Source organism: Nonomuraea sp. NPDC002799, assembly GCF_053592075.1.
The window spans coordinates 33,940-59,880 of sequence record NZ_JBSFVA010000005.1 but is presented as its reverse complement, the minus strand read 5'-3'; the positions used below and the strand labels follow the sequence as shown (position 1 = coordinate 59,880).

Here is a 25,941-nt window from a genome sequence, read left to right as displayed (position 1 = left end):
GATGAGCGAGATCCTCAAGAAGCTGTCCGAGCAGGGCGTTGCCGTCTGGCTCGACGACATCAGCCGTGAGCGGCTGCGCACCGGCAACCTCGAGCAACTGATCCGCGACAAGCACGTCGTCGGGGTCACCTCCAACCCGACGATCTTCGCCGGCGCGCTCAGCAAGGGCGACGCCTACGACGCCCAGCTGCACGACCTGGCCGTACGGGGCGTCGACGTGGGCGAGGCCGTGCGCGCCATCACCACCTACGACATCCGCTGGGCCGCCGACGTGCTGCGCCCGGTCTTCGACGCCACCGGCGGCGTGGACGGCCGCGTGTCGCTGGAGGTGGACCCGCGCCTGGCCCGTGAGAGCGAGAAGACGATCGCCGAGGCGCGCGCGCTGTGGTGGAGCGTGGACCGGCCCAACCTGTTCATCAAGATCCCGGCGACGCGGGAGGGCCTGCCCGCGATCACGCAGGCGCTGGCCGAGGGCATCAGCGTGAACGTCACGCTGATCTTCTCCCTGGAGCGTTACCGCGCGGTCATGGACGCCTGGATGGCCGGCCTGGAGGCCGCGCAGGCCAAGGGCCTCAACCTGGCCACGATCGAGTCGGTGGCCTCGTTCTTCGTCAGCCGCGTGGACACCGAGATCGACAAGCGGCTCGACAAGCTCGGCAAGCCGGAGCTCAAGGGCAAGGCCGGCATCGCCAACGCGCGCCTGGCGTTCGCGGCGTTCGAGGACGTGACGAACTCCGAGCGGTGGCAGCGCCTGCGCGCGGCCGGCGCCCGTCCGCAGCGTCCGCTGTGGGCCTCGACCGGCGTGAAGAACCCCGAATACTCCGACACCATGTACGTCGACCAGCTCGTCGCCCCCGGCACCGTCAACACGATGCCGGAGAAGACGCTGGACTCGGTGGCCGACCACGCCAACGTCACCGGCGACACCATCCGCCCGTTCTACGAGCAGGCCTGGAACACGATGGCCGCGCTCAAGGAGGCCGGTGTCGACTACGACGACGTGGTGCGGGTGCTGGAGGACGAAGGCGTCGAGAAGTTCGAGGCGTCCTGGAAAGAGCTGCTGGAGAGCGTCACCAAGAACCTGGTTCCGTGATGGAGGTCTCCTTCCGCGAGGAGGGGGTGGCCGCGGCCGCCTCCTCCCTCGCGGGGCGCCTCGTCGCCGACGGCGTGCCCGCGCGGCTCGCCGGCGGCGACCCCACGCTGTGGGGTGAGGACGCCGAGGCGGAGGCGGCGGTCAGGCTCGGCTGGCTGACTCTGCCCCGCACCTCGCGCGAGCTTCTGCCCGAGCTGGGCAAGCTCGCCGAGCGGGCCCGCGCCGAGGGCCTGAACAACGTGGTCCTGGCCGGGATGGGCGGCTCGTCGCTGGCGGCGGAGGTCATCTGCGCCACCGGCGACGTGCCCCTCACCGTGCTGGACACCACCGATCCCGCTCAGGTCCGCCGCGCGCTGACCGACCGGCTCGACGCCACGATCGTGGTCGTGGCCAGCAAGAGCGGCTCGACCGTGGAGACCGACTCCCACCTGCGCATCTACGAGCGGTTGTTCGAGGACGCGGGCATCGCGCCCGCCGACCGCGTCGTGGTCGTCACCGACCCGGGCTCGCCGCTGGAGCAGCGGGCGATCGACAGCGGCTACCAGCTCGTGCTGGCCGCGCCCGACGTGGGCGGACGCTACTCGGCGCTGTCGGCGTTCGGGCTGGTGCCCAGCGCGCTGGCGGGCGCCGACGTGGCGAAGCTGCTCGACGAGGCCGAGCAGGTGCTGCCGCTGCTGTCGCTCGACAGCGGCAACCCGGGCCTCGACCTGGGGGCGGCGCTCGGCGGCGCGGCGCTCGGCGGGCGCGACAAGCTGGTGCTGGAAGACCAGCTCTCCTCCATCGCGGGCCTGCCCGACTGGATCGAGCAGCTCGTCGCCGAGTCCACCGGCAAGCAGGGCAGGGGCATCCTGCCCGTCGTGGGCGCCGACCCCCGGCTCACCGCCGACGAGCTGATCGTCGCGATCGAGTCCGACGACGGCGACGTGCGCGTCGACGGGCCGCTGGGCGCGCAGTTCCTGGTCTGGGAGTACGCCACCGCCGTCGCCGGGCTGCTGCTGGAGATCGACCCCTTCGACCAGCCGAACGTGGCCGAGTCGAAGGAGAACACCGGGGTGCTGCTGGCCCTGCCGGACCTGCCGACCGGCGCGCCGGCGTTCGTGGACGGGCCGGTCGAGGTCTACGGCGCGGCCACGGCGACGGACCTGCCCGGGCTCTTCACCGAGCTGCTGCGGGCCGTTCCCGGCGACGGATACCTGTCGATCATGGCCTATCTCGACCGGCTGGCGGCGTTCGACGCCCCGGTGCCCGAGGGGGCCGACTTCGAGCAGATGACCGACGCCTGGATGATGGCCGATCCGGCGACGTTGCGGGCGCTGCTCGCGCTGCGCACCGACCGGCCGGTGACGTTCGGCTGGGGGCCGCGGTTCCTGCACTCGACCGGGCAATATCACAAGGGCGGGCCGCAGAACGGCGTGTTCCTGCAGATCACCGGGGCGGTGGCGGAGGACGTCGCGGTTCCCGGCAGGCCCTATTCGCTGGGCCGGCTCCAGCTCGCACAGGCCCTCGGCGACCTTGGGGCGCTGGAGACCCGCGGGCGTCCGGCCGTACGCCTGCATCTGACCGACCGCGCGGCTGGCGTCGCGCATCTGCTCGCAGCCGTACAGGAGGCTTGAGATGACAGACCCGGCCGCACCCGCCGAGGAGGCCGCCATGGTGGCGGCCGCCGTCGCGGGCATCTCGACCACGGAGGAGGTGGCCGCCGCCAACCCGCTGCGCGATCCGCGCGACAAGCGGCTGCCGCGCGTGGCGGGGCCGTGCGTGTTGGTGTTGTTCGGCGTGACGGGAGACCTGGCCAAGCGCAAGCTGCTGCCGGCGATTTACGACCTGGGGAACCGGGGGCTGCTGCCGCCCGGCTTCTCGCTGGTCGGGTTCGCCCGGCGCGATTGGAAAGACCAGGATTTCGCCCAGTTGACGCACGACGCCGTCAAGGCGCACGCGAGGACGCCCTTCCGCGAGGAGGTCTGGAAGCAGATCCGCGAGGGCATCCACTTCGTGCCAGGCGAGTTCAACGATGACGGCGCGTTCGACGCGCTGGCCATGGCGCTGGCCGAGATCGACGAGACGCGCGGCACGGGCGGAAACTACGCTTTCTACCTGTCGGTGCCGCCGAAGTTCTTTCCCACGGTGGTGGAACAGCTCAAGCGGACCGGCCTGTCCGAGGCGCCCGACGGCTCCTGGCGCCGGGTGGTCATCGAGAAGCCGTTCGGGCACGACCTGAAGTCGGCGCACGAGCTGAACGAGATCACCACGTCGGCCTTCCCCGAGAGCTCGATCTTCCGGATCGACCACTACCTGGGCAAGGAGACCGTCCAGAACATCATGGCGCTGCGGTTCGCCAACAACCTCTACGAGCCCATCTGGAACCGCAGCTTCGTCGACCACGTGCAGATCACGATGGCCGAGGACATCGGCATCGGGGGGCGCGCGGGCTACTACGACGGCATCGGCGCGGCCCGCGACGTGATCCAGAACCACCTCCTCCAGCTTCTCGCGCTGGTCGCGATGGAGGACCCGACCTCCTTCGAGGCCTCCTCGTTGCGGCGGGAGAAGGAGAAGGTGCTCAAGGCCGTGCGGCTGCCGTCCGACCTGGCGCTCAACACGGCGCACGGCCAGTACGCCGCGGGCTGGCAGGGTGGCGAGAAGGTGGTCGGCTACCTGGAGGAGGACGGCATCTCGCCCGAGTCCAAGACCGAGACCTACGCCGCCATCAAGCTGGAGATCGCCAACCGGCGGTGGGCGGGCGTGCCGTTCTACCTGCGCACCGGCAAGCGCCTGGGCCGGCGGGTGACGGAGGTGGCCGTGGTGTTCCAGCGGGCGCCGCACCTGCCCTTCAGCAAGGACGACACCGAGATCCTCGGCCAGAACGCGCTGGTGATCCGCGTCCAGCCGGACGAGGGCATCACCGTGCGCTTCGGCAGCAAGGTGCCGGGGACGGCCATGGAGGTGCGCGACGTCTCCATGGACTTCGCCTACGGCGAGTCGTTCCTGGAGTCGTCGCCGGAGGCGTACGAGCGGCTGCTGCTCGACGTGATGATCGGCGATCCGCCGCTCTTCCCGCACCAGCGGGAGGTGGAGCTGTCGTGGACGATCCTCGACCCGATCGAGGAGTTCTGGGCCACGCAGGGCCAGCCCGAGCCCTACGAGGCCGGCTCGTGGGGGCCGCCGACGGCCGACGCGATGATGGCCCGTGAGGGCCGCGTGTGGAGGAGGCTCTAGTGACGACAAGCACCGGACGCGGCACGGTCGTCGTCGCGGGACCGACGGAGGAGGGGCCGTGACGACGTTCATGTTGTCGGACACGACGGCAGGCAAGATCTCGGCCCAGTTCACGCACCTGCGCCACCAGATGGGCGCGCCGGCCATCGGCATGGTGCTGACGCTCGTCGTGGTGTGCGAGGAGCGGCACCAGTACGACGCGCTCCGCGCGGCCACCGATGCGGCCCGCGAGCACCCGTCGCGCATCATCGTGGTGATCAAGCGCGAAGAGGAGGAGGCGATCCGGCTCGACGCGGAGCTGCGCATCGGCGAGAACACGCCGGGCGAGGTCGTGGTGCTGCGGCTGTACGGCGAGCTCACCGAGCACGCCGACTCCGTGGTCAGCCCGTTGTTGCTGCCGGACACGCCCGTGGTGGTGTGGTGGCCCGGCTCGGCCCCCGACGCGCCCTCCAAGGACGCGATCGGCGCTCTGGCGCAGCGGCGCATCACCGACGCCAAGGGTTTCGACGACGGCGGCGTCAAGTCGCTGGTGACCCGGGCCAAGGGGTACGCCAGCGGTGACACCGACCTGGCGTGGGCGCGGCTGACGCCGTGGCGCAGCCTGCTGGCGGCGGCGTTCGACCAGCCGGTGGGCAAGGTGCGCAAGGGCGTCGTGGAGGCCTCCGCCGGGCATCCCAGCGCGTCGCTGCTGGCGGCGTGGTTGTCCGACCGGCTCGGCGCGCCCATCAAGGTCACCGAGTCCGCCGGCCCCGGCCTGACCGCCGTACGCCTGCAACTCGCCGACGGCGAGCTCCGCGTGGCCAGGACCGACGCCCGCCTGGCGACGCTCTCCCGGCCGGGGCAGCCCGACCGGAACGTGGCCCTGGCCAGGCGGCACACCTCGGAGCTGATGGCCGAGGAGCTGCGCAGGCTCGACAGTGATGAGATCTACGAGGCGGCGGTCAAGCGGTTCGCCCGGACCTACAAAGGATGACCGAGACACCCGTGCCTGAGAAAGTAGTGGCCGTGAGCGCTCCTGGCGTGGTCGTACACCGCAACGCCGACATCCTCGCCAAAGCGGTGGCCGCGCGGATCATCACCCGGCTGGTCGACACGCAGTCGGCCAGGGGATCGGCGTCGATCGTGCTGACGGGCGGCACGGTCGGCATCGCCACGCTGGCGGCCATCGCCGCCACGCCCGCGCGCGACGCGGTCGACTGGCGGCGCCTGGACGTCTGGTGGGGCGACGAGCGCTTCGTGCCCTCCGGCGACCCGGAGCGCAACGAGACCGGCGCCCGCCAGGCGCTGCTCGACCACGTCGACCTCGACCCGGAGCGGGTGCACGTCATGCGCGGCCCCGACTCGGGGATGACGGCGGAGGAGTCGGCCGACTCCTACGCGGCCGAGCTGCGCGCCGCCGCCCGCCCCGAGGACCACGGCCCCGTGCCGAGCTTCGACGTCATGCTGCTCGGCATGGGTCCCGACGCGCACGTGGCCTCCCTCTTCCCGGGGATGCCCGCCCTGTACGACACGCGCCCGGCGGTGTCCGTGCACGGCTCCCCCAAGCCGCCGCCCACCCGCATCACGCTGACGCTCCCCGCCATCCAGGCCTCGCGCGAGGTCTGGCTGATCGCGGCCGGTGAGGAGAAGTCGGGCGCGGTCCGGCTGGCCCTGTCCGACTCGGGCCCGTTCCAGGTGCCCGCTTCCGGGGCCAGGGGGCGGTCGCGGACGTTGTTCCTGCTCGACCGGGCCGCCGCCGGCAAGATCCCGCCGGAGATGGGGCGCCTGTCCTCGCCGTGAGGCTCAGCCGGGCGGCGCGCCGCCGAGCTCGCACGAGAACATCTCGGCGAAGCGCCGCTCGGCTATCTCCATGAGCTGGATCAAATCCCGATCCTGGTCCCGGGCCGGGTTCTTCTTAATGTAGATGGTGATGAGCGAGTTCTCGTTCCCGCAGCGGAACCAGGCGCCGCCCGAACGAAACGCATAACCCCGGACGTCATAGTCGCCCATGGATCCGGTACCGAGCTCCGCGGGGAGCCTCGCCTGACCGTCGTCCGCCCCGTTTCGCCGCCATTTCTCGAAGACGGCGCGCGGCGCGGATCGCTCGTAGCCCGTGAGCAGAATGCTCTGCGTGTCGTTCATGATCGCGCAGCTGCCCGAAGCGGCACGCCGGCTGCCGGGACCCGCGGTGTAGGCCCCCGTGTACCCGGTCAGAGCGGCGACCTCCGCCTCCGGAATGAATTCGCACACATAAGGCGGCCGGTCGGCGACGGCCTGCCACGCGGGAACGGGCGCGGGGGTCGTGGAGACGGCCGATCCGTTCGCCGTGCAGGCGGTGGCCGACAGCACCACGGCGGCGACGCAGCACCAGAGCGGCATCGGGCTATCCATCGCGTTCGTCCTCCGGTGGCGACCCGCCGACATTGGCGGTGAACTCGTCCGCGCCTACTTTGACCTTCGTCTGAGCGTTGCCGAAATCGTCCGGCACCTTGGCATGGGCGTCCATCCACCGCACGAAGTTGTCATATTCGTATCTGGTCATCTTGAGCGGAGACTTGATCCGCGGCGGATCGCCCTCGACGAACGGCTGACCCTTGAGATCGCTGTGCTCGTGGTAGCCGTAGGTGACGGCGGATGATTCGAGCATCTGTTTCACCATCTGCTCGGCGGCTATCTGATCGGACGCGGCGGCGGCGAAGTTCTTGACCGTCTCACCGCCGCCATGCCCGCTCTGCTCTATCAGCCAGTCGCCGGCCTTCGCGTAGCCGTCCTTGACGAAGTTCTCGTAGATGCCGTCGACGATCTTGACCCCCGCCTTGCCCACCTGCTGGGCGAAGGGAATCGGGACGAGGCCGATCCCGTCCTCGACCATCTTCCCGAACGCGGCGTCCGCCTCGTCCGACTCCTTGCCCATGGCTACGAGAGCCTGCTTGCGCGCCTCGAAGAGGTGTCCGAGCGCCTTGGAGTCATTGGTGATCACGTTCTGCAGAAGCGTGTTGTCGCGCGCCGCGACCGCCTCGTCGACCTCGCCTCGCATGTGCGCGACCTGCCCGGTGAGCAGAGCGTGGTAGCCCCGGTCATCGGTCGCCACGTCCAGCATGACGAGATCGACGTCGGCCGCGCTGAACTGCCCGATGGGCAGCCCCTCGACGACGCCCGTCAGCTCTCCGCCCTGCGCTCTCGCGTAGTTCTTGTAGAACGCGCTCACGACGTCGTCGGAGTGCTCGGCGAGGACGCGGCCCATGTTGTCGCGGATGCCGGAGAGCTTGTCGAGCTCCGAAGGGTCCTTGAAGCTGATCTTCCCGTTCTCGTCGAACGACACGTGCGGCCGTACGTCATCGGCGATGATCTGCGTGGCCAGGACGGCCAGCCGTTTGGAGTCGGCGTCGGCGCCCTTCATCCCGGCCTCCATCGCCTCTCCGAGTGCCTCTCCCCGGTCGCTCATCCCCCACTGCGCTCGCCGGTCGTGCAGCAGGTACTTCAGCGTGTCCCCGGGCCGCAGCAGCGCCTGGGCGCTCTCCCTGGACGTGCCCGCCACGCGCGTCAAGGCCGCGATCGGATCCACCGTGCTGATCGCGGACGAGCCCGCGAACGGCTGCGTGGCGGTGGGCGCGGCCAGCGGGTGGCGCTGGCTGCCGTCGCGCACCAGGCCGTGTACGCCGTGCTCGCGCAGGTAGTCGCGATCCCACCGGATCATGTCCCGGCCGATCGTGCTCATGAACCAGGCGCTGTAGCGCTCCTTCGGCGTGGCCGCCAGAAGCTGGCCGAGCGCCCAGTACCCCGGGTAGGTGGCTCCCTCGTGTTCCGGCACCGGGATGGACTTCCTGCCCTGTCGCTTCAGCTCTTCCAGGAAGCGGAGGCTGACCCGCGGGCCTGTCGGCGTGGTCGCGGTGGCGAGGGCCTTGCTCAGCAGCGCCAGCACCTCGCCGTTCTCGCGCCGCGTCCGCGCGGCCGCCTCCGGGCTGACGCCGAGCGCGTCGCGGGTCCGTGTGCCCATCACGGCGGGAAGGGTGACCATGGCCTCGGGGCCGAGCTCTTCGAGCAGGGCGGTGGCGAACGCCGGGTCGGACATCCGCCTCTTGTAGGCGGCCAGCCGCTTGAGTGCGTCGGGATCACCACGGGAGGCGGCGTAGAACAGCGGTGCGGCGAGCGCGGCCTCGGCTCTGGTCTTGGCCGGGATCAGCCGGGACTCCTCGATCCGGATCATGCCCGGCGGGACGACGGCGCCGGCCGCCGGCCGGCCGAACACGTCGGTCGCGACGTTCTGCGCCTCATAGGCCAGGTCCCGCCGCCGGTACAGGTCGGGGGCCTGGTCGGTCAGCCAGCGCCCGGCCCGGTCGATCGTCGTCACGCCGGGATGGGTGATGCCCAGCATGTCCATCAGCCCGCGCAGCTGGGCGGCGCAGTCGGCCAGGCCCCTGCCCGCGCTCTGCACACCGTCGCCGAGCCGGTGCATCTCCCGTGGATCGATCGAGGAGTAGCTCATGGGGCCGCCCCTCCCTCGGGAGGCATGCGGGCGAGCATGTCGCGGAGCTCGCCGATGACGTCGCGCAACCCCTGCCACGTCTCCGACCGGCGCTGGATCAGCTCGCCGGCGAAGGCGTCGGCGGTCGAGCCCGTCCAGGCGCTTCCGCCGGAGAGCAGGCGCACCGGCTGTTCCAGGCAGTGCCAGTATTGGTCGGAGAGCTCCTGGGCACGCCGCAGGGCACTCACGACATCGGCTCGTGTCGCCATCGTGGCCTCCCACCGACGTGTACGGGCCGCCGGCCTCCCCGGGTTCAACGCCGCCTCAACGGTGACACGCGGGAGACGCGAGTGTCAGGTCTTCAGACGGAGACGGCATCGCGCCGCCCCGGGGTTCAGCCTCCGGTCGCGAGCAGGTCGTCGATCTCGCGCAGCAGCGCCCGCTTGCGCTCCTCCGCCTGGTACGAAGCCCGGACGCCGTTCCTGGCGAGCCCGGCCAGCTCCTCCCGTCCGAGCCCGAACACGTGCGCCGCCACCCGGTACTCGTCCGCCAGGGTGGTGGCGAACATGGGCGGGTCGTCGCTGTTGAGCGTGACGTACAGGCCCGCCGCCAGCAGCCGGGGCAGCGGATGGTCCTCGATGCGGGCGATCTGGCCCGTGCGGAGGTTGGAGGTGGGGCAGACGTCCAGCGGGAGCTGGGTCTCGCGCAGGTGGGCGACCAGGCGGTCGTCGGCGAGACAGTTGATGCCGTGGCCGATGCGCTCGGCGCCGTACCCCTCGATGACCTCCCAGATCGTCTCGGGGCCGCTCATCTCGCCGCCGTGCGGGACGCTGTGCAGGCCGGCGGCACGGGCGGCGGAGAAGGCCGAACGGTAGGCGTCGCGGTATTTCGCCCGCTCCTGCTCTATGCCGCCGATGCCGAAACCTACCAGCGCGGCGGGAGGTTCCTGCAGGGCGTGCTCGACCGTCACCTTCGCCGCCTCCTCGCCGTACTCGCCGGGGATGTCGAAGATGTAGGCCATCTCCACCCCGTGCTCGGCCAGGGAGCGGCGGGCGGCCAGGTCCAGCGCCTCGGTGACCTCGCGCATGGGCAGGCCCGTGACGTGGTGGGCGTATGGCGTGACCTGGAGCTCGACGTATCGGGCGCCCTGAGGTGCGAGGTCCCGCGCCAGGCCGAGGACCAGCGTCGCCACGTCCTCCGGCTCGCGCACCAGGCGGTTGACCGCTCCGTACACCTGCGCGAAGTGCGGGAAGTCGCGAAAGGTGTAGAAGCGGCGCAGCTCCTCCTCCGTGCTGGGGACCTCGGTGCCGGGGTGGCGGCGGGCGAGCTCCAGGACGGTGGGGACCGAGGCGGAGCCGACCAGGTGGACGTGCAGCTCGGCCTTGGGGAGCGCGTCGATGAAGGCGTCGACGTCGCCGGAGTCGTCGGTGGTCATGGCGATGACCTTAAGGCGGACATATCCGCATTTAGTAGAGTACGGAGGCCAATCTCACAGGGAAATGTCAGATTACCTGGCTGGGTTACGCTGACTCCCGTGACCGACGCCGAAGCGTACGACCGCGGCTTCGCCCGGCTCAGCTCCCACACCGTCGGACCCCTGCTCGACCGGGCCTGCGCGCCGCGCCTGCTCGACGTGGGCTGCGGGACCGGCGTGGTCACGGCGGCCGCCCTCGCGTCAGGCGCCCGGGTCACCGCCGTGGACGCCGATCCGGACATGCTGGAACTGGTGGCCCGGCGCCACCCCCACGCGTCGATCCGCCGGGCGGCGCTGCCGGAGTTGCCGTTCGAGGACGCGGCATTCGACGCTATAGCGGGAAATTTCGTCATTAATCATGTGCAGGACCCGGCCGAGGCGCTCAGAGAGCTGCACCGCGTGCTGCGCCCAGGCGGTGCCATCGCGCTGACCTGGTGGAAGGCCGACGAGATGACCGCCACCAACGTCTTCGCCGACGCCATCGCCGCCGCCGGGGTGCCCTACGAGCCGCCGGTCCGGCCGTTCGCCGCCCACAGCGCCCCGGACCGGTTCATCGGCCTGCTGACGACGGCGGGGTTCGAGGGAGCGGCCGTGCAGACCCTGCGGTGGCGGCACCAGGCCGACCTCGCCCGCTGGTGGACGGACATCGTGCGGGCGGGCGGCCCGCGCTTCGCCGTCATCGGCCGCCAGCCGCCCGAGGTCGTGGCGCGGATCAGGGCCTGCTACACGCGGCTGGCCGCCCCGTACGCGCGGCAGGGCTTTCCCGTCTGCGCGTACCTGGCGCATGCCACCCGCTGACCGGCCCCGTACTCGAACGCGCCGTCCGAGCGTCAGCGCGCCGCGGACCAGGCGGTCACGAGCGGCAGCAGCACCTCGGTCACGGAATCGCCGATGAAGCCCTCGTCGAACGGCGGCCCGGTGAAGATCATGCGATGCCACACCAGCGCCTCCGCCACCGCGAAGAGCCGCCCGGCCGCCACCGGCCCGGACAGCTCGCCCCGCTCCCTGGCACGCTCCAGCAGCGCCGCCACGTCGCCCAGGTTCTTCGTCGGCATGTGCGCCCGCAGCGTGCGCGCCAGCTCCTGGTTGGACACCAGCGTCGAGGACAGCCCGATGACCAGCGTGTGCTTGCGTTCGACCGCCTCGCACAACCCGCGGAAGATGGAGGCCAGATCGCCGCGGAGCGACCCGGTGTCCTCCCCCGGTGGCGTGTCCATGTCGAAGCGCCGGCAGATGACGTCGACCACCAGGTCCGGTTTGCCCGCCCAGCGCCGGTAGATGGTCGCCTTGCTGGCCCGGGCCCGCTTGGCGATCTGGTCGACCGACATCCGGTCGTAGCCGACCTCCGACAGCAGCTCCATCGTGGCGTCGAGAATGGCCCTGTCACGCTCAGGGTCGAGTGGAGCCACTACACGTCCTTCAGCTATAGGCGATCTCATCGAATCGTACGCCCGTCAGCTCGCTCGACACGTCCCAGAGCCGCGCGGCCAGAGCCTCGGACCTGGCCGTCTCCGACGGGGTGAGGATCTTGAGCTTCGGCCCGACGAACTCGCCGCCGTGGATCTCGGGCGACGTCGCGGCGTAGAGCGAGGACCGCGCGCCGGCCTCCGCCGACTGCAGGAAGACGCCGAGGAGGGGCTGCAGGGGGCCCAGCTTGACGATGCGGGTGGCCGTGGCGCCCGGGTGGGTGGCCACGCTGGTCAGATCCGCACCGGCCTTGGCGGCGCGCCGCTGGAGCTCCAGCGCGAAGAGCAGGTTGGCGAGCTTGGACCGCCCGTACGCCCGCATGCGCCCGTAGCCGCGCGACAGGGCCAGGTCGTCGAAGTCGATCCTGCCGACGGCATGGGCGTCGCTGGAGACGGTCACCACGCGGGCGCCCGGGGAGGCGAGCAGCCGCGGCAGCAGCAGTCCCGTGAGGGCGAAGTGCCCCAGATGGTTGGTGCCGAACTGCATCTCGAAGCCGTCCTTGGTCTCCTGCCGGGCGATCATGCCGATGCCCGCGTTGTTGATCAGCAGGTCGACCTTGTCCACACCCTGGGCGAACCGCCTGACGGAGGCCAGGTCGGCCAGGTCCAGGGCGCCGTACTCGACCCGCGCGCCCGGCACGGCCCGCTGGATCTCGGCGACCGCGGCGCCGCCCTTGCCGGCGTCGCGCGCCGCCACGACGACACGGGCGCCGTGCCTGGCCAGCTCCAGCGCGGTGGGCAGGCCGATGCCGCTGCCGGCGCCGGTCACGATGGCCGTCTTGCCCGTGAGATCGGGGATGTCGGCGGCGGTCCAGGATGTCATCGTCACTCCCAGGTGTACGGAACCGTTTCGTACACCCTAGCGCAGCGCAGATCGTCGCGCACCACTCTGCGACCGCCTGCCCTTGATGGCACTTGCGTGCCCGCCTGAGCCGCCCAACGTGGCTCGCGTTTCGCGCCGCCCCGCGTTCGCGCCGCCCTACGTGCCCGGCGTTCGCGCCGCCTTGCGTTGCCGGGCGGGCGCGCTGCCCTGCGTGTCTAGCGTTCGAGCCGCTGTCGCGCGTGCCGCTCCTCGCGCCGGGTCACCTCCAGCCGGGCGCGCGTCTCGGCCAGCCTCTTGCGTGCCTTGGCCAGCTTCTTCTCCAGTCGGGCCACCCGCTCCGCCCGCTCGTCGTGCTCCGCGTCAACCGCCTCCAGGACCCGGCTCCACTCCTGGTGCGCGGCCTCGGCCTCCGCGCGTTCCCTGGCCTTGGCCTGCTCGCGCTCCCGCGCCTCGGCGGCCGCGGCCGCGTCGCGCTCCCCAGCCCGCCGCGCGGCGGGCCGGGCACGGGTGACGGGAGCGGGCGCGAAGCCGCTGTAGCTGAGCGGCCTCGCCAGGTGACCACGGCGTACCTGCCCGGCCGCGTCCGCGTCCACGACGGCGGCGTCCAGCGTCTGGTCCACCTCGGTGCCGGCGGCCGCCGACAGCCCGCCCGCCCGCCGGATGAGCCGGCCGACCTTGTGTGTCACGTCGGCGCGCCGCTGGGTCAGCTCGGCCAGCGCGTCGGCGTCCTGCTCCGCCCAGGCCGCACGCAGGCGCTCCCCCAGGTCGAGCAGCTCGGCCAGCTCGCGGGGGTGCTCGCGGGCGGCCCGGTTCACCGCCCAGGCGGACACGGTGGGCTTGCGCAGCTTCGCGACGTCGCGCGAGAGCCGTACGTCGCCGGCGTCCTTCGCCGCACGGGCCTCGGCCTCGCGCGCGGCGGTGAACTCGGACGGCGGCAATCCGTAGAGCCTGTCCGCCACCTCGTCAAGATCCACACAGGACAAATACCCCACATGCGCGCGTTTCTAGCGCATAGTGGAAACAACCCCGGCCGAACGGAGGGTCTCCGGTGTTCGAACGCTTCACCGACCGTGCGCGCAGGGTCGTCGTCCTCGCCCAGGAGGAGGCGCGGACGATGAGCCACAACTACATCGGCACGGAACACGTTCTGCTCGGCCTCATCCACGAGGGTGAGGGATTGGCGGCCCTGGTGCTCGACAGCTGCGGCGTCGAGCTCGACCACGTACGCGCCTTCGTCGAGCGCGAGGTGGGCCGCGGCGCGAAACATCCGGGCGGGCACATCCCCTTCACCCCGCGCGCCAAGAAGGTCCTGGAGCTGTCGCTGCGCGAGGCGCTCCAACTGCGCCACAACTACATCGGCACCGAGCACATCCTGCTCGGCCTGATCAGGGAGGGCGAGGGGCTCGCCGCCCAGGCGCTCGTGGACACCGGCGCCGACCTCGCCGACGTACGCCAGCGCCTCCTGGACCGGGTGGGCCGCGGCTCCAGGGACCGCCCGACCGAGATGTTCTTCGCCGGCGGCTCGGTGCTGGGCGAGCGGCTCACGCAGATCCAGGAGAGCCTGGAGCGCATCGAACGCCACCTGGGCATCCACCGCCCGGCCGCGGACAAGCCTGCTGACAAGCCCGCGGACGAGGGGAAGCAGGACGAAGAGGGCCTAGGCTGACACCATCATCCCGACCGGCAGCCGGGCCTCGACGACACCGGGGTCCTCGGTGTAGCCGAGGGTGGCGCCCAGCGAGATCAGCAGCCTGCGCATCCGCATGTTGTCCGACAACATGGTGGCCCTGACCTCGGCGTACCCCAGATCGCGGGCCGCCCGCACCAGCATCCTGGCCAGCACCGCGCCCAGACCGCGCCCCTGCCAGCGGTCCTCGACCAGGAAGGCCATCTCGGCGATGCCGGGGTCGGGGGTGAACATCAGGTTCGCCATCCCCACGACCTGCCCGTCGTGTCCGGCGACCAGCGAGTATCCCCGGCTCCTGTCGCACAGTTTGTCGAACATGCGCGGCGGCAGCGCCGGCATCGAGGTGAAGTAGCGGAACCTGCGCGACTCCGGCGAGCACCTGTCGTGCAGGTCGCGCACGGCCTCGCGGTAGATCGAGGTGAGCGGGCGGACCGAGAGCTCCGCGTCGTCGGCGAGCTTGACGCCGCGCTCGGCGCCGGTCTGCTCCGTGGCCGGCTGGGCGAGCCGGGCGAAGGACGCCGCCCTGGCCGCCTCGGTCAGCGTGAACGGCAGGTCGGCGCGGCGCAGCCGGACCGCGCGGCGCGGGGCCACGGGCACGACGAGCTGGGTCGGGTCGGGAAGATCACTCACGGCCTCACCATAGATCCACCTGGCGTCGTCCGCGCGCAGCAGCTCGGCCAGGAGCTCCGGCAGCCGCCACGGCATCGAGCGCAGCCGCGAGGCCAGCAGCAGCGCCCGGGTGGGCTCGTCGGTCAGCTCGTGCGCGGTGGCGGCGACCACCTGGACCCGGCGGCCACCGGCCGCCTCCAGGGCCTCGCGCACGGTCTCGGGGTTGGCGGGGATGTCGGCGACGAACTCGTCGACGGTGCCGTCGGCATCGGACTGCACGCTCAGCCCGAGGATGTTGCCGCCCCGCTCGGCCAGCGCCGAGGCGAGGGAGGCCAGCCGTCCGGGCCGCTCGTCCACCGTGGTGCGAATGCGCAAGAATCCCATGTGTCCGAGCATGGCTGGTGGCTGTTACACGCCCGCTAACGACGTGTTTCATCCTGAAATGATCCCCAATTTCCGGAAACAGCCCGCATGGCCACCCGAGCCCCACCACCGTCCCGCCCCCGGGACGCGACACTCGCCCACGGGTGTGTCCGGTGGCGCTCAGGACGGCCCGGGAGCCCCGGGTTCCGAGCACCTCCCGCACCTCGGCGCACACCATCGGATCATCAAACAGACGGTCACGAATTTCGTCGCGAGATGCGCCACCAGGTCCGGATATAGCAGGATACGGGGCCATGAGCGTGCGTGTTCCCTTGTCTTCGAGTTACGTCAACGGCGACGTCTCCTTCTGGTACCGGTCCGCCGGCGTGCCCACCCCTGCTCCCCGTCTCGACGGCGACCTCCAGGCGGACGTGGCCATTGTCGGCGCCGGCTACACCGGCCTGTGGACCGCGTACTACCTCAAGCGGGCCCGCCCGTCACTCCGCGTCGTCGTACTGGAGCAGGAGTTCGCCGGATTCGGCGCCTCCGGCCGCAACGGCGGCTGGCTGACCGGTGACCTGGCCGGCTCCCACGAGCGCTACGGCGCGGACGCCCGGCGGCTGCAGCGCGAGATGTACGCCTCCATCGACGAGGTGATCGCCGTCTGCGACAAGGAGTCCATCGACTGCGACCTGGTCAAGGGCGGTGTGGTCAACGTGGCCCGCACCCCGGCGCAGGTCACCCGGCTGCGCGAGACCGTGGCCTCAGCGCGCGCCTGGGGCATCGAGGAGCCCGATCTGCGGCTGGTGAACCCAGAGGACCACCTGCGGGTCTCCGGGGCGCTGGAGGCATCCTGGAGCCCCCACTGTGCCCGTATCCAGCCGGCCAAGCTGGCGCAGGGCCTGGCCAGGGTCGTTCGCGACCTCGGCGTCACCATCTACGAGCGCACGCCGGTGACGCGGATCGCACCGAACCGGGCCGTGACCCCGTTCGGCACGGTCTCGGCCGGGCACGTGATCCGCGCCACCGAGGGCTTCACCTCGCGGCTGCACGGCCTGCGCAGGCAGTGGCTGCCCATGAACAGCTCCATGATCGTCACCGACCCCCTCCCCGCGTCCTTCTGGGACGAGGTCGGCTGGCGGGGCGCCGAACTGCTCGGGGACATGGCGCACTACTACATGTACGCCCAGCGCACCGCCGACGACCGCATCGCCTTCGGCGGGCGCGGCCGGCCCTACCTGTACGGCTCGCGCGTCGACGCCCGCGGCCACACCCACGAGTGGACGGTCGAGGCCCTGTGGCGGCTGCTCACGGAGTTCTTCCCCGCCGCCCGCTCCTCCTCGGTCGCCCACGCCTGGTCGGGCGTGCTCGGGGTGCCCCGCGACTGGTGCTCGACGGTGCACGTGGACTCCGCCACGGGCCTGGGCTGGGCCGGCGGCTACACGGGCCACGGCGTGACCACCACGAACCTGGCCGGCCGCACCCTGCGCGACCTGATCCTCGGCGAGGAGACGGAGCTGACGTCGCTGCCGTGGGTGGGCCGCCGGGTGCGCTCCTGGGAGCCGGAGCCGCTGCGGTGGCTGGGCGTGCACACGATGTACCGCCTGTACCGGGCGGCCGACCACCGCGAGCGCTCCATGCCGCGCACCTCCGTCCTGGCCCGCGTCGCGGACCGCATCACGGGACACTGAGGAACGCTGAGGAACGCTGAGGAACGCTGATCGAGAAAGGCACACCCATGAACATCCTCTTCCGCGGCGGGCGCGTCCTGGCCCCCGGAGGGGTCCTGACCGCGGCCGTGCTGGTCAGCGACGGCGTGATCAGCGCCGTGGGCCAGGAGGGAGAGCTGGCCCGCCGGGCGCCGGCCCACGAGACGGTGGACCTGGACGGCGGCCTGCTGGTGCCCGGTTTCACCGACGCCCACCTGCATCCGGTCCAGGCGGGCCTCGAACGAGCGAAATGCGACTTGTCCGAGATCTTCGGCCTGGACGCCTACATCGCAAAGATCGCCGACTATGCCACGAAAAATCCGGAAAAAGAGTGGATTGATGGTGGCGGCTGGGACATGTCGGCCTTCCCCGGCGGCCTCCCCCATCGCGACCAGCTCGACTTCCTCGACCGCCCCGCCTACCTGATCCAGCGCGACCACCACGCCGCCTGGGTCAACACCCGCGCACTCGAACGAGCCGGCATCACCCGCGACACCCCCGACCCCGCCGACGGCCGGATCGAGCGCGACGCCGCGGGCGTCCCCACCGGCGTCCTGCACGAGGGCGCGATGGACCTCGCCGGCCTGCTCACCCCGCGTCCCACGGCCCAGGACCTGCAGGACGCGCTGGCGGACGCGGAGCGGCACCTGTTCTCGCTGGGCATCACCGGCTGGCAGGACGCCATCGTGGGCTCCTACGCGGGCTCGGAGGACCAGTTGCCCACCTACGTGGCGGCGGCCCGCTCAGGACGGCTACGGGCGCGCGTGGTGGGCGCTCTGTGGTGGGACAGGACGCGCGGCCTGGACCAGATCGGTGACCTGGTCGAACGCCGGGCGGCCGCCGAGGGCCTGGACCGCTTCCGCGCCACCTCGGTCAAGATCATGCAGGACGGCATCACGGAGAACTTCACCGCCGCCACGCTGGAGCCCTACTGCCTGTGCGGCGGCACGGGCCTGTCGTACGTGGACCCGGCCAAGCTCAAGGAGTACGTGGCCGAGCTGGACCGGCACGGCTTCCAGGTGCACTTCCACGCCATCGGCGAACGCGCCGTGCGCGAGGCCCTGGACAGCTTCGAGGGCACCGACCCCGCCCACCGCCACCACATCGCCCACCTGCAGATCATCGAGCCCTCCGACGTGCCGCGCTTCGCCGCGCTGGGCGTCACGGCCAACCTGCAGCCGCTGTGGGCCACGCATCACGCCCAGATGGACGAGCTGACGCTGCCGTTCCTCGGGGAGCCGCGCTCGTCGTGGCAGTACCCGTTCGCGGACCTGCTGGCGCACGGCACCCGCTTCTGCGCGGGCAGCGACTGGCCGGTCTCGAACGCCGACCCGCTGCACGGGATGCACGTGGCGGTCAACCGCACGGAGCCGGGCGACTCGGTTCACGCGGGCTATCCCACCGCCCAGACCCCGTTCCTGCCCGGCCAGCGCCTGGACCTGGCCACCGCCATGACGGCCTACACGGCGGGCTCGGCCTGGATCAACCGCTCCCCCGCCGGCGTCATCGAGCCGGGCCGCCCGGCCGACCTGGCGGTCCTGGACCGCGACCCGTTCGACCTGCCGGCGGCGGACATCTGGACGACCGGGGTGCGCATGACGTTCGTGGACGGCGTGGCGGTCTACGACCGCGGATAAGGGGTCCGCGAACCCGGAAAACGGGGCCAAGAGGACGCCGTCACGGCGGCGAGCCGGTGAGGCGGGTAAGCGTCCCCCTGGATGGCCCCTGGCCACGGTCGGCGGGTGGAGCCGGCCGGGGCGGAGCCGTAAAAGAGAAAGAGGCCCTGAAAAGGGCCTCTTCACTCGTCTACCAGGGGGACTTGTTGTTGCGCAGACGCTCCAGTGCCTCCTCGAGGATGGCCTTGCCGTCCTTGTCGCTCCTGCGCTCCTTCACATAGGCCAGGTGCGTCTTGTACGGCTCGTTCTTGGGCGGGGCAGGCGGAGCCTCCTCGTCCTGTCCGGCTGGGAGGCCGCAACGGGGGCAGTCCCACGTTTCCGGGACCGCCGCGTCGCTGGCGAAACTGGGGCGCGTCTCGTGCATGTTGGCGCACCAGAACGAGACCCGCACTCTCGGAGCTGCCTCGCCGCGCTCGGCCTCCCCCATAGGGCCGGCGCCGACTCGGCTGCCACGGATCGCGTTGCCACTACCCACGGATGAACTCCTCGCTCGATCGCCCCGCGCGCAGGCACGGGGGGAGAATCACTGTCACGCGTTGACGTTGTTGCTCAGGACCGCATGAGCAGGCCGAGAGCGATGATGCAGACGAACCAGACGGTGCCCGTGATCACGGTCAGCCGGTCGAGGTTGCGCTCCACCACCGAAGAACCACCGAAGTTCGACGAGAAACCGCCGCCGAACATGTCAGACAGGCCGCCACCCTTGCCCTTGTGGAGCAGGACGAGCAAGATCATGAGACCGCTCGCCAGGATGAGGGCGATGGAGATTCCGAGTTCCACGGTATGCCTGTTCCTTCAGTGCTCTGTTACGCGTGACGATTCAAACTTGCTTCTTGAGGGTACGGCCTGATGTCAAGTCGCACCCCCAGAACGACTCAGTTAGCCGGGCATATCGGAGAAACGACAGATCTTCGTGAACTCCGCGGCGTCGATGCTGGCCCCACCCACGAGCGCGCCATCGATGTCGGGCCGAGCCATGATCCCCGCGATATTGCCGGACTTGACCGAGCCACCGTAAAGGATACGGACCGCCGAGGCCACCTCGGGGTCGTAGAGCTCCGCGAGTCGGACTCGCAGCGCTCCGCAGACCTCCTGGGCGTCCTCGGGGGTGGCCACCTCGCCGGTGCCGATCGCCCACACCGGCTCGTAGGCCACCACTATCGATTTTGCCTGCTCGGCGCTGATTTTGCGCAGTCCCCCGTCAAGTTGACCGAGACTGTGCGCGATGTGACCGCCCTCTTGGCGCACCGCCAGGCCCTCGCCCACACACAAAATAGGCGTCACCGAGTGCCGGTAGGCGGCGTGCACCTTGGCGTTGACCAGCTCGTCGTCCTCGCGGTGATGCTGCCGGCGCTCCGAATGGCCGACGGTCACGTAGCTGCAGCCGAGCTTGGCCAGCATGACGCCGGAGACGTCGCCGGTGTAGGCGCCGCCGTCGTGCTGGGACAGGTCCTGGGCGCCGTAGACGATCCTGAGCTTGTCGCCGTCCACGAGCGTCTGAACGCTGCGCAGGTCGGTGAAGGGCGGCAGGACGGCGACGTCGACCTTGTCGAAGTCCTTGTCGCTGAGTGCGAAGGCCAGCTTCTGGACCAGCGCGATGGCCTCAAGATGGTTGAGGTTCATCTTCCAGTTGCCGGCGATCAGGGGCTTTCGCTGCGTCAACTCAGTCCTCCAGCGCGGCAAGGCCGGGAAGGGCCTTGCCCTCAAGGTATTCGAGACTGGCTCCACCGCCGGTGGAGATGTGCGAGAAGCCGTCCTCGGGGAGCCCCAGCTTACGCACGGCAGCCGCCGAGTCGCCGCCGCCGACCACGGTGAAGGCGCCGGAGGCGATCAGCGCCTCGGCCACCGCCCTGGTCCCGCCGGAGAACGCGTCGAACTCGAACACGCCCATCGGCCCGTTCCAGAACACGGTCTTGGCGTCGGCCAGCTTGGCGGCGAACAGCTCGCGCGTCTTGGGCCCGATGTCCAGACCCTCCCGGTCGGCCGGGATCGCCGTGGCCTCGACCACGTCGTGGTCGGCGTCGGGGGCGAAGCCGGCCGCCGCCAGCACGTCCACGGGCAGCACGAGCTCGACACCGCTGCCGGCCGCCTGGTCGAGGAAGCCGCGCACCTTGTCGAGCTGGTCCTCCTGGAGCAGCGAGTTGCCGACCTCGTGACCCTGGGCCTTGAGGAAGGTGTAAGCCATGCCGCCGCCGATCAGCAGCCTGTCGACCTTGGTCAGCAGGTTGGCGATGACGCCAAGCTTGTCGGAGACCTTGGCGCCGCCCAGCACGACCACGTACGGCCGCGCGGGGTCCTCGGTCAGCTTCTTCAGCACCTCGACCTCGGCCACGATCAGCCCGCCCGCCGCGTGCGGCAGCAACCTGGGCACGTCGTAGACGCTGGCGTGCTTGCGGTGCACCGCGCCGAACCCGTCGCCCACGTAGAGCTCGGCCAGCCCGGCCAGCCGCTGCGCGAACTCGCCGCGCACGGCGTCGTCCTTGGACTCCTCGCCGGGCTCGTAGCGGAGGTTCTCCAGCAGCGCGACCTGACCGTCCTGAAGGGCGTCGACGGTGCTCCGCGCGCTGTCGCCGACCACGTCGGCGGCGAACGCCACGTCCTCGCCCAGCAGCTCGGCGAGCCGCGTGGCGACCGGCCCGAGTGAGTATTTCGGCTCGGCCTTGCCCTTGGGCCTGCCCAGGTGGGCACAGACGACGACCTTGGCGCCCCGTTCGAGCAGGGTCCTGATCGTCGGCACCGACGCCCGGATGCGGCCGTCGTCGGTGATCGTCTCCCCGTCGAGGGGAACGTTGAGGTCGGCGCGCACGAGCACGCGCCGGCCCTTCACGTCGAGATCGTCGAGCGTACGCATGCTCATGCTCCTGTTCCCGCGGGACGCGCCTGCCGCGCGTCCCGGCACCTGTTGCTCGCCGCACGCCGTGCGGCGGTCCGGCCGCCATCCGCCGCGCCCGGCTCCGGGCGGCGGCGCGTCCTCACGGGACCTCGCATCAGAGGTCGCGGCCGACCAGCTCGACGAGGTCGGCGAGGCGGTTGGAGTAGCCCCACTCGTTGTCGTACCAGCCGACGACCTTGACCTGGTTGCCGATGACCTTGGTCAGCCCGGAGTCGAAGATGCACGAAGCCGGGTCGGTGACGATGTCGGAGGAGACGATCTCGTCCTCGGTGTAGCTGATGATGCCCTTGAGCGGGCCGTCGGCGGCGGCCTTGACCGCGGCGTTGACCTCCTCGACGGTGACGTCGCGGCTGAGGTCGACGGTGAGGTCGGTGGCCGAGCCGGTGGGGATCGGCACGCGCATCGCGAAGCCGTCGAGCTTGCCCTTGAGCTCGGGCAGGACCAGGCCGATGGCCTTGGCCGCGCCGGTGGAGGTCGGCACCACGTTGAGCGCGGCGGCGCGGGCGCGGCGCAGGTCCTTGTGCGGGCCGTCCTGCAGGTTCTGGTCCGCGGTGTAGGCGTGGATGGTGGTCATCAGCCCCTTCTCGATGGTGAAGGAGTCGTGCAGGACCTTGGCCAGCGGCGCCAGGCAGTTGGTGGTGCAGGAGGCGTTGGAGATGATCGTGTGCTTGGCCGGGTCGTAGGCGTCGTCGTTGACGCCCAGGACGATGGTCACATCTTCGTTCTTCGCCGGGGCGGAGATGATGACCTTCTTCGCGCCGTTCTCGGCGTGCACCTTGGCCTTGGCGGCGTCGGTGAACAGACCGGTGGACTCCACCACGACGTCGACGCCGAGGTCGCCCCAGGGCAGCTTGCCCGGGTCGCGCTCCGCGAAGACCTTGATCGCCTTGCCGTCGACGATGATCTCGTCGCTCGTGGCCTTCACCTCGTAGGGCAGGCGGCCCAAGATGCTGTCGTACTTCAGCAGGTGCGCGAGGGTCGCGTTGTCGGTCAGGTCGTTGACCGCGACGATCTCGATGTCCTTGCCGCTGGCGGCGACAGCGCGCCAGAAGTTGCGGCCGATGCGGCCGAAGCCATTGACGCCTACGCGGATGCTCACGGGAACCGATCTCCTCGAACCAGATGGCGGGCTGAACCTCAACCACGAACCTTATCGGACCCAAATTGGTTTAGACCACTGCAGGTCCCGTGCCGTGAATCGCCGTTCCGGCGACACGTTTTGCGAGCTTCGAGTAAAGTGCCCGACTCGTCGGAGTAAATTCGTGCATTCTCTGGGGGCTGAGATGTCACATAACAGGTCCGGCCTGCTTCCCGGACTGATCGCAGGCCTGGTGGCCGCGCTGATCTGCGCGGCGGGCCTGGGGGCGGCCGTCCTCTTCCAGCAGCGCATGCCGAGCGCCATCACGACGTTCGGCAACGGTTTCCCTCTCTCTCTTGCGCTGTCCCTCGTGATCGCCGTCGCGGTCGCGCTCGCGATCGGCGGCGTGCGCCCGCGCAGCTTCGTCCTGCTGCCCGTGTCGCTCCTGTACGCGGGCGGGGCCGTGGCCGCCGGCCAGGTCGCCGGCTCCTCCCTCATGATCGGCGCCGCCCTGCGCACACCCCCCGCCGAACACGGCCCGGCCGATGTCACCGACATCACTCTGGACAACTTCTGGGCGGGCCTCCCGTACGCGCCGTCCCTCTACCAGGACCCGCTGACGGAGACCTGGTCAGCCTGGCTCTACATCGCCGTGGCGGCCGTGGCGGCCGTCGCCCTGGTCGCCCTCCGCGTCGTCCGGGTGCGCCGCGCAGAGCGCGCTCAGGCGGCCCAGGAGGAGGAGTCGCAGGAGCCGGAGTACCGGGCCCCGTTCGAGCCGGCCCAGCAGCCGCCCCCGAAGCCGGGATCCGACCTCTTCACCCCCCACAAGCCGGCCCGGGACTGACACCACCCGCACAAGCCGCCCCGGACCAACACCACCCGCCCCACGGCGCCCCACCCCAACCGGCGCCCCTGGGCACCCCTTCCAGCCCCACCTGGATGGGGCACCCCATGACGCTCCGGCCAGCCGTCACACCTTCACGTCCCGCGCTCTGGACGCGCCTACGTGCAACGGCATCCTGACTGAGCACCCCACGCCATCCTGGCCGAGCACACCCCGTCCAACGGCACCCTGGACGGGCGCCCGCGTCCGATGCCACCCATCCAGCAACTCCCACCCGATACCCGCAGCAGGGCCTGGGCCGACCACGGAACCCGGCCGGCCATGCGCTCGTCACGGCGAGCACCCCGTGAGCCTTCACAACCGGCCATGACAGACGCCCACCCACGTCGGCGCGTGCGGTGCCGCCGGCTCCGCCGTAAAAGAAGAAATGCTCTAGGGGGCGAGCATGTCCACGGTGAGGTTGGCCTCGGTGTTGGGGATCCCCATGTCGGACGCGCGCTTGTCGGCCATGGCCAGCAACCGCCGGATCCGCCCCGCGATGGCGTCCTTGGTCAGCGGCGGATCGGCGATCTGCCCCAGCTCCTCCAACGACGCCTGCTTGTGCTCCACCCGCAGCCGCCCGGCCACCACCAAATGGTCAGGTGCCTCCTCGCCGAGAATCTCCAGCGCCCGCTGCACCCGCGCCCCCGCCGCCACCGCGGCCCGGGCCGAGCGCCGCAGGTTGGCGTCGTCGAAGTTGGCGAGGCGGTTGGCCGTGGCCCGCACCTCGCGCCGCATCCGTCGCTCCTCCCAGGCCAGCACGCTGTCATGCGCCCCCAGCCGGGTGAGCAGCGCGCTGATCGCGTCGCCGTCGCGCACCACGACCCGGTCCACGCCGCGCACCTCGCGCGCCTTGGCGTGGATCTTCAGCCGCCGCGCCGAGCCCACCAGCGCGAGCGCCGCCTCCGGGCCCGGGCAGGTGACCTCCAGCGACATCGAACGCCCCGGCTCGGTCAGCGACCCGTGCGCCAGGAACGCCCCGCGCCAGGCCGCCTCGGCGTCGCAGGCGGCCCCCGCCACCACCTGACGGGGCAGGCCCCGCACCGGGCGGCCGTGGTTGTCGATCAACCCCGTCTGGCGGGCGAGCGCCTCTCCGTCACGATAGACGCGCACCACGTAGCGCGAGCCCTTGCGCAGCCCCGCGGGCGCGAGCACGAGCACCTCCGCCTTGTGCCCGAACACCTCGCCGATGTCCTTGATCAGCCGCCGCGCGGTGGCATTGGTGTCGAGCTCTGCCTCGATCACGATGCGGCCGCCCACCAGATGAAGCCCGCTGGCGAACCGCAGCAGCGTCGAAACCTCCGCCTTGCGGCAACACGGCTTGAGCACCGGCAGGCGGCTCAGTTCGTCCTTCACCACACCTGTCATCGCCATGCGTTTAGTCCTCTCCCCCATTCAGACCGGCTCACGTCAGTCTCTCGCACCTTCGCGCCACGCCGACCAGGATCAACGCTTCTGGAGGAAAATCTCGTCCAGGACGGAGGCAAGACGTCGTGGGTCATGCCTCGCGGAGCCGTCGGAGGCCGCGACGTCCGCCATGACGAGCCGCGCGCCGAGCGCGGCCGCGGCCTTCTCCAGCGCGTCGGGGTCGTCGACCACGTCCGTGTCCGCGAGTACGACGTCGATCGCCAGCTCGGGCGCGTGCTGCCGGAGCACTTCAAGATGTTGCTGGGGGGAGAAGTCGTCGGTCTCGCCAAGCTGGGGGGCCAGATTGAGGGTCACCAGCCGCTTGGCCCTCGTCTCATGCAGCGCCCTGGCCAGCTCGGGCACCTTCAGATGCGGCAGCACGCTGGTGAACCACGACCCGGGCCCGAACACCACCCAGTCGCTCTCCAGAACCGCCGCGATCGCCTCGGGGCGCGCGGGCGGGTCCTCGGGCACCAGCGAGATGGCCTGCACCCGGCCAGGGGTCAGCGCGCACGCCACCTGCCCCCGAATGGTCGACACGACGCCGTCGAGCTCCACCGTGGCCACGATGTCGAGCGGCACCGACGCCATCGGCAACACCCTGCCGTGCGCGCCCAGCAGCCGCCCCACCCAGTCGAGCCCCGCCACCGAATCGCCGAGCAGCTCCCACAGCGCCACGATGAGCAGGTTGCCCACGGCATGCCCGTGCAGCTCGCCCTCGCTGCGGAAGCGGTGCTGCACGACCTCGCTCCAGGTGCTGCCCCACTCGTCGTCACCGCACAGCGCGGCCAGCGCCATCCGCAGGTCGCCAGGGGGCAGCACGCCGAGCTCGCGCCGCAACCGCCCACTGGAGCCGCCGTCGTCGGCGACGGTCACCACGGCGGTCAGCCGGTCGGTGACGACCCGTAAGGCCGACAGCGAGGCGAACAGCCCGTGCCCGCCGCCCAGCGCCACGACGCGCGGCCCGGACGCGGCGAACAACTCACCCGGGTACGAACCCAGCTCCGCGGACCCCGGCCCATCGCCCTCATCCTCAACCGGCCGCGACCCGCCCACCCGCTCCAACCCACTTTCAGCCGATTGTGAACCCGCCACGGCACCACCTTCAACCACCCACGAA

At 71.0% G+C, this 25,941-nt stretch carries 24 protein-coding genes and 1 pseudogene; 10 read left to right on the top strand and 15 right to left on the bottom strand.

Annotated elements, in window-relative coordinates:
* Window position 1 precedes the first annotated feature (1 nt).
* From tal to pgl, 5 genes are read left to right on the top strand one after another with little or no spacing between them, the layout of a single operon-like run.
* Window positions 2–1,093, top strand: coding sequence for a transaldolase (gene tal / locus ACWD0F_RS11760; RefSeq protein ID WP_449874384.1), 1,092 nt, complete (start codon window positions 2–4; stop codon window positions 1,091–1,093).
* Window positions 1,093–2,706: a glucose-6-phosphate isomerase gene (locus ACWD0F_RS11755; RefSeq protein ID WP_449875018.1), complete on the top strand. Its 1,614-nt coding sequence runs from the start codon at window positions 1,093–1,095 to the stop codon at window positions 2,704–2,706. The genes tal and ACWD0F_RS11755 overlap by 1 nt, the downstream gene beginning before the upstream one ends.
* 37 nt (window positions 2,707–2,743) lie before the next feature.
* Window positions 2,744–4,309: a glucose-6-phosphate dehydrogenase gene (zwf, locus tag ACWD0F_RS11750; RefSeq protein ID WP_449875016.1), complete on the top strand. Its 1,566-nt coding sequence runs from the start codon at window positions 2,744–2,746 to the stop codon at window positions 4,307–4,309.
* 58 nt (window positions 4,310–4,367) lie between these two features.
* Window positions 4,368–5,282 (top strand): glucose-6-phosphate dehydrogenase assembly protein OpcA, encoded by a 915-nt coding sequence (opcA, locus tag ACWD0F_RS11745; protein ID WP_449874382.1) that lies wholly within the window; start codon window positions 4,368–4,370, stop codon window positions 5,280–5,282.
* Window positions 5,283–5,314: 32 nt separating this feature from the next.
* The gene (gene pgl, locus ACWD0F_RS11740) at window positions 5,315–6,088 is read left to right on the top strand and encodes a 6-phosphogluconolactonase (protein WP_449875014.1); all 774 of its coding nucleotides are present in this window, start codon (window positions 5,315–5,317) and stop codon (window positions 6,086–6,088) included.
* Window positions 6,089–6,091: 3 nt separating this feature from the next.
* Here pgl and ACWD0F_RS11735 read toward each other — a convergent pair whose 3' ends face one another.
* The 4 genes from ACWD0F_RS11735 to add all read right to left on the bottom strand — a co-directional run bounded on the left by ACWD0F_RS11735 (window position 6,092) and on the right by add (window position 10,188).
* On the bottom strand, window positions 6,092–6,640 hold the full coding sequence (locus ACWD0F_RS11735; RefSeq protein ID WP_449874380.1) for a hypothetical protein: 549 nt from the start codon (window positions 6,638–6,640) through the stop codon (window positions 6,092–6,094).
* Between the two features lie 31 nt (window positions 6,641–6,671).
* On the bottom strand, window positions 6,672–8,774 hold the full coding sequence (locus ACWD0F_RS11730) for a hypothetical protein (RefSeq protein ID WP_449874378.1): 2,103 nt from the start codon (window positions 8,772–8,774) through the stop codon (window positions 6,672–6,674).
* Entirely contained in the window at window positions 8,771–9,022 is a 252-nt protein-coding gene (locus ACWD0F_RS11725; RefSeq protein WP_449874376.1) for a hypothetical protein, read from the bottom strand. Before ACWD0F_RS11725 ends, ACWD0F_RS11730 begins: the two co-directional genes overlap by 4 nt.
* 125 nt (window positions 9,023–9,147) lie before the next feature.
* Window positions 9,148–10,188, bottom strand: a complete 1,041-nt coding sequence (add, locus tag ACWD0F_RS11720) for an adenosine deaminase (protein WP_449874374.1) — start codon at window positions 10,186–10,188, stop codon at window positions 9,148–9,150.
* A gap of 99 nt (window positions 10,189–10,287) precedes the next feature.
* Here add and ACWD0F_RS11715 point away from each other — a divergent pair, with 99 nt between their 5' ends.
* Window positions 10,288–11,025: a class I SAM-dependent methyltransferase gene (locus ACWD0F_RS11715; protein ID WP_449874372.1), complete on the top strand. Its 738-nt coding sequence runs from the start codon at window positions 10,288–10,290 to the stop codon at window positions 11,023–11,025.
* Between the two features lie 32 nt (window positions 11,026–11,057).
* Here ACWD0F_RS11715 and ACWD0F_RS11710 read toward each other — a convergent pair whose 3' ends face one another.
* The 3 genes from ACWD0F_RS11710 to ACWD0F_RS11700 all read right to left on the bottom strand — a co-directional run bounded on the left by ACWD0F_RS11710 (window position 11,058) and on the right by ACWD0F_RS11700 (window position 13,490).
* The gene (locus ACWD0F_RS11710; RefSeq protein WP_449874370.1) at window positions 11,058–11,636 is read right to left on the bottom strand and encodes a TetR/AcrR family transcriptional regulator; all 579 of its coding nucleotides are present in this window, start codon (window positions 11,634–11,636) and stop codon (window positions 11,058–11,060) included.
* Between the two features lie 10 nt (window positions 11,637–11,646).
* Window positions 11,647–12,516, bottom strand: a complete 870-nt coding sequence (locus tag ACWD0F_RS11705; RefSeq protein ID WP_449874368.1) for an oxidoreductase — start codon at window positions 12,514–12,516, stop codon at window positions 11,647–11,649.
* Between the two features lie 215 nt (window positions 12,517–12,731).
* The gene (locus ACWD0F_RS11700) at window positions 12,732–13,490 is read right to left on the bottom strand and encodes a hypothetical protein (RefSeq protein ID WP_449874366.1); all 759 of its coding nucleotides are present in this window, start codon (window positions 13,488–13,490) and stop codon (window positions 12,732–12,734) included.
* Window positions 13,491–13,564: 74 nt separating this feature from the next.
* On the opposite strand from ACWD0F_RS11700, the pseudogene ACWD0F_RS11695 reads away from it, so the two are divergent.
* A pseudogene (locus ACWD0F_RS11695) lies at window positions 13,565–13,981 on the top strand (Clp protease N-terminal domain-containing protein); the annotation flags it as partial.
* Window positions 13,982–14,173: 192 nt separating this feature from the next.
* Here the strand turns inward: ACWD0F_RS11695 and ACWD0F_RS11690 are convergent.
* Window positions 14,174–15,196 (bottom strand): GNAT family N-acetyltransferase, encoded by a 1,023-nt coding sequence (locus tag ACWD0F_RS11690; protein ID WP_449874364.1) that lies wholly within the window; start codon window positions 15,194–15,196, stop codon window positions 14,174–14,176.
* Window positions 15,197–15,489: 293 nt separating this feature from the next.
* Here ACWD0F_RS11690 and ACWD0F_RS11685 point away from each other — a divergent pair, with 293 nt between their 5' ends.
* Window positions 15,490–16,866, top strand: a complete 1,377-nt coding sequence (locus ACWD0F_RS11685; protein WP_449874362.1) for an NAD(P)/FAD-dependent oxidoreductase — start codon at window positions 15,490–15,492, stop codon at window positions 16,864–16,866.
* A 47-nt stretch (window positions 16,867–16,913) separates the two neighbouring features.
* Window positions 16,914–18,521: an amidohydrolase gene (locus ACWD0F_RS11680; RefSeq protein WP_449874360.1), complete on the top strand. Its 1,608-nt coding sequence runs from the start codon at window positions 16,914–16,916 to the stop codon at window positions 18,519–18,521.
* 169 nt (window positions 18,522–18,690) lie between these two features.
* On the opposite strand, the gene ACWD0F_RS11675 is transcribed toward ACWD0F_RS11680, so the two are convergent.
* From ACWD0F_RS11675 to gap, 5 genes are all read right to left on the bottom strand, one after another.
* Window positions 18,691–19,035 carry an RNA polymerase-binding protein RbpA gene (locus ACWD0F_RS11675; protein ID WP_103961760.1) on the bottom strand — a complete coding sequence of 115 codons (345 nt, stop codon included), beginning with the start codon at window positions 19,033–19,035 and terminating at the stop codon, window positions 18,691–18,693.
* Window positions 19,036–19,109: 74 nt separating this feature from the next.
* Complete coding sequence (gene secG, locus ACWD0F_RS11670; protein ID WP_449874357.1) at window positions 19,110–19,340, bottom strand: preprotein translocase subunit SecG; 231 nt, start codon at window positions 19,338–19,340, stop codon at window positions 19,110–19,112.
* Between the two features lie 99 nt (window positions 19,341–19,439).
* Window positions 19,440–20,222, bottom strand: a complete 783-nt coding sequence (gene tpiA / locus ACWD0F_RS11665; protein WP_449874355.1) for a triose-phosphate isomerase — start codon at window positions 20,220–20,222, stop codon at window positions 19,440–19,442.
* A gap of 1 nt (window position 20,223) precedes the next feature.
* On the bottom strand, window positions 20,224–21,411 hold the full coding sequence (locus tag ACWD0F_RS11660; RefSeq protein WP_449874353.1) for a phosphoglycerate kinase: 1,188 nt from the start codon (window positions 21,409–21,411) through the stop codon (window positions 20,224–20,226).
* 136 nt (window positions 21,412–21,547) lie between these two features.
* Complete coding sequence (gene gap / locus ACWD0F_RS11655; protein WP_449874351.1) at window positions 21,548–22,552, bottom strand: type I glyceraldehyde-3-phosphate dehydrogenase; 1,005 nt, start codon at window positions 22,550–22,552, stop codon at window positions 21,548–21,550.
* Between the two features lie 184 nt (window positions 22,553–22,736).
* Here gap and ACWD0F_RS11650 point away from each other — a divergent pair, with 184 nt between their 5' ends.
* Window positions 22,737–23,375: a hypothetical protein gene (locus ACWD0F_RS11650; protein ID WP_449874349.1), complete on the top strand. Its 639-nt coding sequence runs from the start codon at window positions 22,737–22,739 to the stop codon at window positions 23,373–23,375.
* 432 nt (window positions 23,376–23,807) lie between these two features.
* Here ACWD0F_RS11650 and whiA read toward each other — a convergent pair whose 3' ends face one another.
* Both whiA and ACWD0F_RS11640 read right to left on the bottom strand, forming a co-directional pair.
* A complete protein-coding gene (whiA, locus tag ACWD0F_RS11645) occupies window positions 23,808–24,788 on the bottom strand; it encodes a DNA-binding protein WhiA (RefSeq protein ID WP_173526679.1) in 981 nt (326 codons plus the stop codon).
* Window positions 24,789–24,860: 72 nt separating this feature from the next.
* Window positions 24,861–25,802: a gluconeogenesis factor YvcK family protein gene (locus ACWD0F_RS11640; protein ID WP_449875012.1), complete on the bottom strand. Its 942-nt coding sequence runs from the start codon at window positions 25,800–25,802 to the stop codon at window positions 24,861–24,863.
* Window positions 25,803–25,941: the final 139 nt, after the last annotated feature.